The organism is Longimicrobium sp., from assembly GCF_036387355.1.
In the GTDB taxonomy this organism is placed as follows: Bacteria; Gemmatimonadota; Gemmatimonadetes; order Longimicrobiales; family Longimicrobiaceae; genus Longimicrobium.
This window is the reverse complement of sequence record NZ_DASVTX010000021.1, coordinates 1-7,550: the sequence shown is the minus strand read 5'-3', so window position 1 is coordinate 7,550 and position 7,550 is coordinate 1. Positions and strand designations below refer to the sequence as shown.

The 7,550-nt window shown below is 69.9% G+C and carries 6 protein-coding genes; 1 reads left to right on the top strand and 5 read right to left on the bottom strand.

The genetic code is table 11. From position 1 onward, the window contains the following. Window positions 1–27: 27 nt before the first annotated feature. From rodA to VF665_RS01105, 4 genes are all read right to left on the bottom strand, one after another. On the bottom strand, window positions 28–1,263 hold the full coding sequence (gene rodA, locus VF665_RS01120) for a rod shape-determining protein RodA (protein ID WP_331051555.1): 1,236 nt from the start codon (window positions 1,261–1,263) through the stop codon (window positions 28–30). A 67-nt stretch (window positions 1,264–1,330) separates the two neighbouring features. Then, a complete protein-coding gene (locus tag VF665_RS01115; protein ID WP_331051554.1) occupies window positions 1,331–1,804 on the bottom strand; it encodes a hypothetical protein in 474 nt (157 codons plus the stop codon). A gap of 5 nt (window positions 1,805–1,809) precedes the next feature. After that, the gene (mreC, locus tag VF665_RS01110) at window positions 1,810–2,796 is read right to left on the bottom strand and encodes a rod shape-determining protein MreC (RefSeq protein WP_331051553.1); all 987 of its coding nucleotides are present in this window, start codon (window positions 2,794–2,796) and stop codon (window positions 1,810–1,812) included. An 89-nt stretch (window positions 2,797–2,885) separates the two neighbouring features. Then, window positions 2,886–3,923: a rod shape-determining protein gene (locus VF665_RS01105; RefSeq protein WP_170036217.1), complete on the bottom strand. Its 1,038-nt coding sequence runs from the start codon at window positions 3,921–3,923 to the stop codon at window positions 2,886–2,888. Window positions 3,924–4,896: 973 nt separating this feature from the next. Here VF665_RS01105 and VF665_RS01100 point away from each other — a divergent pair. Beyond that, on the top strand, window positions 4,897–5,064 hold the full coding sequence (locus VF665_RS01100) for a hypothetical protein (RefSeq protein ID WP_331051552.1): 168 nt from the start codon (window positions 4,897–4,899) through the stop codon (window positions 5,062–5,064). A gap of 403 nt (window positions 5,065–5,467) precedes the next feature. Here VF665_RS01100 and VF665_RS01095 read toward each other — a convergent pair whose 3' ends face one another. After that, window positions 5,468–7,498, bottom strand: coding sequence for a S9 family peptidase (locus tag VF665_RS01095; RefSeq protein WP_349263085.1), 2,031 nt, complete (start codon window positions 7,496–7,498; stop codon window positions 5,468–5,470). Window positions 7,499–7,550 lie beyond the last annotated feature (52 nt).

Below are 7,550 nucleotides of genomic sequence, written 5' to 3'. Positions count from 1 at the left end.
GGCGGGCCGAGAGGCGGCTGACCGGGGTCAGCGCGCCTTCTCGGCCGCGATTCGCTGGATGACGGCCATGGCCAGCAGGTTCACGAGCAGGAACGAGCCGCCGTAGCTGATGAAGGGGAGCGGAATGCCGGTCACGGGCATGACGCCCACCGTCATCCCCACGTTGATGAGCACGTGGGTGAACCAGCTTCCCAGAATGCCGATGGGCACGAGCGAGCCGAAGGGGTCGCGCGAGCGCTCGGCCACGCGGATCAGGCGCCAGAAGATGAGCCCGAAGGTGAGCAGCACCGCCAGCACGCCGATGAAGCCCAGTTCCTCGCCGATGACGGCGAAGATGAAGTCGGTGTGCTGCTCGGGAAGGAAGGCCAGCCGCTTCTGCGGACCCTCCAGGAACCCCTTGCCGAACCATCCGCCGCTGCCGATGGCCACCCGGCTCTGGATCAGGTTGTACCCCGTCCCCCGCGGGTCGCTGGCCGGGTCCAGGAACACCATGAAGCGCGCCTTCTGGTACGGCTTCAGCATGTTCCACATGGGGAGCGCCACGGCGCCGGCCACCGCGTTGGCCACGAAGATGGAGATCTTTTCGCTGATGAAGGCGTTGCGCCAGAACAGCATGGCCATCAGCAGGACGATGTACACGCCCCACACCCACACGCTGATGCTCAGGAAGAGGCTCAGCAGCGGGCTGATCAGGAAAAAGATGGTGAGCACCGGGGTGCCGGCCCAGTACAGGCACCACACCAGGATGCTGGCAAACGCCAGCGCCGAGCCCAGGTCCGGCTGCAGCATCACCAGCCCCATGGGGAGCGCCACCACGCCGATGGGCTTCCACAGCGCCCACAGCGTCTTGGGGGGCTCGCGCCACTCGCCCAGCACCCGCGCCAGCATGAGGCAGGTGGCGATCTTGGCCATCTCCGAAGGCTGCAGGCCCACCGGCCCGATGCGGATCCAGCTCTTGGTGCTGGCCCCCGTGGTGCCGCCGCTGCCGAACACCAGCGCCGCCATCAGCAGCACCAGCCCCAGCGCGTACGCCGGCTGCGCGCCCCACTCCAGCCATCCGAAGCGCACCCGCAGCAGCATGGGCACGAGCAGAATGGCCAGGGTGAAGAAGATGAGCTGCTGGCGCCACGTTCCCTCGGCGCGGGTGCCGGGGACGTCCACGGCGCCTGCGCTGAAGATCATGCAGATGCCGAACACGGCCAGCCCCACGACCAGCCAGAACAGCACCGGGTCGCCCAGGCGCACCTGCGCGTAGCGCTTCATCGCGCCCCCTCAGCCGGGAGCGCCCGGGCCCCGCCGTCCATCACCCACCCGCCCATTGCATTCCCCTTCATGCCACCGCGCGGTACGCCGCCGCGGCGGCAAGGCCCACGGCCCCCGCGTAGATCGCGGCGATCAGCGAAAACGCCAGCCCGCTCACCGGCCCCGCCACGTCGGCGCGGAGCAGGAGCAGGTACATCAGCACGTCATACAGCCACTTGCCGGCGATCAGGTACACCACCAGCACCACCGGGCTGTCCCCCGCCACCCACTCGCGCGAGCGGGCGCCCAGGTAGCCCAGGACGGCCAGCGCCAGGGCACCGGCGCCAAAGGTGTGCATGTTCACCGAGCCGTCCAGCAGGCCCAGCAGAACTCCCAGCCCCGCGGCCCACCCCGCGCGCATGCGCCGGGCGGCCAGCAGAAGCGCAACCACCAGCAGGTCCGGCGCAAATTCTCCCAGCCCCATGCCGATCCGGAGCAGAAAGTACAGCACCACGAGCACCGCGATGAACGCCACGAATTGCCAACGCGTTCCCTCCGTCACGTCGCCTACTCTCCCGGATTCTGTGTGGGGGGCTGCACGCCGGGGGGTACCCGCGGCTCACCCGGGAACACGGGGCGGCCCGGCAGTTCCGGCGTGGGGTCCACGCGCCGGGGCTGGGGCCGCGGCGCGGCCGGACGGGGTGCGGCCGGGCGCGCCGCCGGACGGGCGGGCGCGGCGGCGTCGGGGCTCATGGCCCGCACCGAGTCGGCGGGCGGCGGCGCGGTGAGGCGCACGCCCCACGCGGCCGCCAGGTTCTGGTCGCTGCGCCCCTGCACGGGGTCCCCCAGCACCAGAACGTGGCCCACCTGCCCCGGCGTCACCAGGGGCCGCACGTAGTAGATGCGCTGCCATCCGCCCGGGTCCTTGCCCTCGCCGGCCACGCGGCCTACGGGGATCCCCTGCGGATAGGTGCCGCCCTCGCCCGAGGTCACGATCAGCGCGCCGGTGTCGGGCGCCGTGTGGAACGCCACCGGGCTGAAGGCCAGCATGTCGATTCCGTCGCGCCTGATGGGGTGCGCCACGCCGTACGTTTCGCCGTCCTGCGTCATCACCGAGACGGCGAAGTCGGGGTGCGTCCACGCCTTCATCATGGCGGTGGTGCTCCCCAACTGCCCCACCTGCCCCGCCAGCCCGTCGGCGGTGATGACGGCGGCCCCGTCGCGCAGCCCGTCGCGCCGGCCCACGGACAGGCGCAGCAGCCCTTGCGAGCCCTGCCCCGCCACCCAGCGCCCCTCGGCGGGGACGAACGAGTAGGTGAGCCGCTCGCGAAAGCCCAGCAGCTGCCGCAGCTGGCGGTTTTCCGCCGCCAGCGTGGCCTGCCCCACCAGGAACGAGGCCAGGCTGTCGCGCTCGGAGCGAAGCCGGCCCACGTCCGCAAAGCGGCCTTCGCGGTCGGCGGTGCCGCGCTGCAGCGCCACGAACGGGTACAGCACGGTGCTGCGGAGAGCGTGCCCCACGCCGTCCTGGAACGGGCTGGGCATCAGGTACGCCATTCCCGCCAGGGCGGCGAACGTCCCGGCGATGGCCAGGTCTCTTTTGCGGCCGCGCTCTCCGGCGCCGCGCAGGTACGGTCTGAACGCGCTCAGGACGTCAACACTCCTTTGTACTTGATCACGTCGTCCAGGATGCGCCCGGCCCCGCGCACCACGCAGGTGAGGGGATCCTCGTCCACGTGAATGGGAAGGTTGGTTTCACGGGCGATCAGGCTGTCGAGGCCGCGGATGAGTGCTCCGCCCCCCGTCATGACGATGCCCCGGTCCACGATGTCGCTGGCCAGCTCCGGCGGCGTGATTTCCAGCGCCCGGCGCACCGCCTCGACGATGGCCTGGATGGGCTCCTGGATGCACTCGCGGATTTCCTGCGAGTGCACGCGCACCGTCTTGGGAATGCCCGACACCAGGTCGCGCCCCTTGACGTCCATTTCGCGCTCGTCGCCCGTGCTGTACGCCGACCCGATCTGGATCTTGACCGCCTCGGCCGTGGCCTCGCCGATCATGAGGTTGTAGTTCTTGCGCATGAAGGTGACGATGGCGTTGTCGATCTCGTCGCCCCCCACGCGGATGCTGGTGTCGCACACGATGCCGGACAACGCGATCACCGCGATTTCGGTGGTGCCGCCGCCGATGTCGATGACCATGTTGCCGGTGGGCGTTTCCACCGGCAGCCCCACGCCGATGGCCGCGGCCATGGGCTCGGCCACCATGTACACTTCCTTGGCGCCCGCGGCGGCGGCGCTCTGCCGCACGGCGCGCCGCTCCAGTTCGGTGATGCCCGAGGGCACGCCCACCACCACGGTGGGCTTGAGCTTCAGGAACCGCTTGCTGGTCACCGTCTGCAGGAAGTAGCGGAGCATGATCTCCGTTACGTCCACGTCGGCAATGACGCCGTCCTTGAGCGGCCGCACCGCGGTGATGCCTTCGGGGGTGCGGCCCAGCATGCGCTTGGCCTCCAGCCCGATGCCCTTGATCTGGTTCGTGGCCTTTTCCATCGCCACCACCGACGGCTCGTTCAGGACGATGCCCTCGCCCTTGACGTACACCAGCGTGTTCGCCGTCCCCAGGTCGACGGCGATGTCGTTGACCGGGATGAAGCTCCCCGACCGGAACCAGCTGAAGGCCATGTGCTCTTTCCGTACGTTCTCGCCGGGGCCGTTGCGGCCCTGCGGGCGCCGATGGCGTGTGGTTTTGCCCTGTAATTCGTTGGCTTTACGAGGGCGGCAAAGCTAGGCCGCCCCCGGCACCACCGCAACCCGCGCCCCCCGGGAAACCGCCGTGCGCACATGCACGCGCCATGCCGGGCCATGCGGGATGCGGGCCGTGGCGGGGGCAGACCGGCTGTGATGGTGCGCGGGCAATCTGCTACCGCCGCAGTTGATCGTGCAAGTGCTGGTGTGGACAGGGGATGGAGGGGATGGCGCGGCGGGGGGAGAGCGGCCGGTGGAAGCCGGTGTGTGCGCGGCCGCTGCGCGCTGAGTGGATGAATCCGCCGCAACAACGACGGCAGGTCCCCCAACAGATTGGGGGACTTCAGCTCCCGCGGCGGCGCGTGCCGGTGGGAGTGGCGGAATCCAGGGCGGCCCTCACCCGGGCCGGCACCACCGGCCCACCCTCCCCCAGAAAGGACTGGGGGAGGGTTGCCGGGGCGGAGGGCTCCAAGGGGCTGAGCGACTGAAGTCGCCGCAACAACGGCGGAAAGTCCCCCGAACAGATGGGGGACTTCACCTGCACGCGGTGGCGGAATCCGGTGAGAATTCTCCCCTCTCCGTGCGTCTGTTTGCACGGGGAGGGGCCGGGGGTGGGGCCTCAGAAGCCCGGCGACGCGCGCCGGACCTGCTCCCGCGCCGAATGGCTCCCCCTCGCCTGCGTGCGACCCGCGTGCGCGAGACGGAGGCTGGGGGGTGAGGGGGCCCGCAGCATGCGCCACACCGTCTGAAGTGCACGGACCCGCAGTTCTTCTGCTCCCGCGCCGGACAGCGACATCCACCCCTCCGCCCCGCTTGCCTGTCGTTTCCAGACGGACTATGATTGCAATACACGGCCGCGGACGCCGCGCCGAATGCGCGCGGCGGGCCGCGGCGAATCCGGGAGGCGACCTTGACCAAGCTGACGCTGAGGATGGACGAGCTGACGGTGGACTCGTTCGAGATGGAGATTGAGCAGAACGAGCGCGGAACGGTGAACGCGCAGGAGGAGCTGAGCGGCACCCTGTGCTACACGCCGGGGACGCGGCTCACCTGCTGCCCCTGCACGCCGGCCTTTTAGCCCGCCGGTCCGCAACGAAGAAAGCGACGCGGGCCCGGCATGCCGCCGGGCCCGCGTGTGCCATCCGCGCCGGACCGGGAGGCGCGGGGTGAGTTGCGTGAGGGATTCGCGCCCGCAGGGCCGAGAGCCCGGAGTGCAGGGGCAACAGCGGTATCGTTGCCCCGGAACGGAGGGGGCTCGGCGCCGTTGGCAACAGCTGTATCGTTGCCTACGGCGCGCGAAGCCCGACCCGGAGCGCAGCGGAGGGGCACGCCCGGAACCGCAGTGCGTGAGTGCGGGAACAGAAGTGCCCAGTGCTCAGTGCCCAGGATCAAGACCCGGGTTTCAGGATCGGCGGCGCAAGACGGCCTCCCCGCTGGGCGCTGGGCACTTGGCACTGGGCACTGGGCACTGGGCACTTCTTTTAGCGATCAATCCCGAGCTGGTGCAGGATGAACGCGTACCGGAACGCCGTCTCGCGCAGCGCGTCGTAGCGCCCCGACGAGCCCCCGTGTCCCGCGCCCATGTTGGTGCGCAGCAGGAGCAGGTTGTCGTCGGTGCGCGTGGCGCGCAGGCGGGCCACCCACTTGGCCGGCTCCCAGTACGCCACCCGCGGGTCGTTCAGCCCCGTGGTCACCAGCATCGTGGGATACGACTGCGCCGCCACGTTGTCGTACGGCGAGTACGAGAGCATGTAGCGGTACTCCTGCTCGCTCGCGATGGGGTTTCCCCACTGCACCCACTCCGCCGTGGTGAGCGGAATGCTGGCGTCACGCATGGTGTTGATGACATCCACGAACGGCACGTCGGCCACCACCGCCTTGAACAGGTCCGGGCGCATGTTCACCACCGCGCCCATCAGCAGCCCGCCCGCGCTGCCGCCGCGGATGGCCAGACGCTCCCGCGAGGTGTAGCGCTCGCGCGTCAGGTGCTCCGCCGCCGCGATGAAGTCGGTAAAGGTGTTGCGCTTGTTCATCATCTTGCCCTGGTCGTACCAGGCGCGCCCCATCTCCTGACCGCCGCGGATGTGCGCGATGGCGTACACCACGCCCCGGTCCAGCAGGCTCAGGTTGGCGATGCTGAACCCCGGGTCGGTGCTGATGCCGTATGAGCCGTACGCGTACAGCAGCATGGGCCGCCGCCCGTCGCGCACCAGCGGCTTGCGGTACACCAGGCTCACGGGAACCAGGGTCCCGTCCTGCGCACGCGCCCAGGTGCGCTCGCTGGCGTACTGCGACGGATCGTACCCGCCCAGCACCTCGGTCTGCTTGCGCAGCACGCGCTGGCGGCTCCCCATGTCGTAGTCGTACACGGACGACGGGGTCACCAGCGAGGTGTAGCCGAAGCGCAGGGTGTCGGTGTTGTACTCCGGGTTGCTCCCCGGCGACGCGGTGAACACCGGCTCCTGGAAGGCGATGGCGTGCTCGCGGCCGGTGCGCACGTCGCGCACGCGGATCTGCCGCAGGGCGTTGCCGCGCTCGTACAGCACCAGAAAGTTGCGGAACACGTCGAAGCCGTCGATGAGCACCGAGTCGCGCGCGGGCACCAGGTCCCGCCACGCGCGGCGCGACGGATCCGCGTCCGGCGCCTGCACCAGCTTGAAGTTGTTGGCCTCGCCCTCGTTGGTGCGAATGACGAAGTGGTCGCCCTGGTGCTCCACCGAGTAGATGAGCCCGTCCTGCCGCGGCGACACCATGCGGAACTCGAACGGCCCCGCGGCGGGCGCCACCATGGCCTCGGACGTGGTGTAGCTTTCGCTCCCCACCACGATGAAGCGGTTGTCCTTGGTGCGCTCCACGCCTACGCGAAACAGCGGGTCGGCGTCCTCGAACACCTTGACGTCCGCCGAGGTGGGCGTGCCCACCGTGTGTCGAAAGATGCGGTCCGGGCGCTGCGACGCGTCGGTTCGGGTGTAGAACAGGGTGCGGTTGTCCCCCGCCCACACCGCGCCGAAGTGCACGTCCTCGATGCGGTCCGGCAGCACCTGCCCGGTGGTGAGATCCTTGACCATCAGGGTGAAGTGCTCGGACCCGGCCGTGTCCACGGCAAACGCGAGCATGCGGTGGTCCGGGCTCACCGAAAACGCGCCGAGCGAGTAGTAGCGGTGCCCCTCGGCCATGCGGTTCTGGTCAAAGAGCACTTCTTCCGGCGCCGTCATGCTGCCGCGGCGGCGGACGTAGATGGGGTACTGCTTCCCCTCCTCCGTGCGCGAATAGTAGTAGTACGGTCCGATGCGGTCCGGCACCGACAGGTCCGTCTGCTTGATGCGGCCCAGGATCTCCTGGTACAGCCGCTCCTGCAGCGCGCGGGTGCCCGCCATGGCCGTGTCGGCGTAGCGGTTCTCCGCCTCCAGGTACGAAATGACTTCGGGGTTGGTGCGGTCGCGCAGCCAGTAGTAGTTGTCTACCCGCACGTCGCCGTGCAGGGTGTCCGGCCGCGGGATGACGCGCGCCACCGGCGGCGGCGGCAGGTCGCGCGCGGTCTGCGCGGCGGCCGGAACCGCGGCC

What these genes read in the sequence shown, in the direction of transcription:
- rodA (WP_331051555.1), bottom strand. Translation starts at nt 1,263, where the DNA reads ATGAAGCGCTACGCGCAGGTGCGCCTGGGCGACCCGGTGCTGTTCTGG.
- mreC (WP_331051553.1), bottom strand. Translation starts at nt 2,796, where the DNA reads ATGGCGTACCTGATGCCCAGCCCGTTCCAGGACGGCGTGGGGCACGCT.
- VF665_RS01105 (WP_170036217.1), bottom strand. Translation starts at nt 3,923, where the DNA reads ATGGCCTTCAGCTGGTTCCGGTCGGGGAGCTTCATCCCGGTCAACGAC.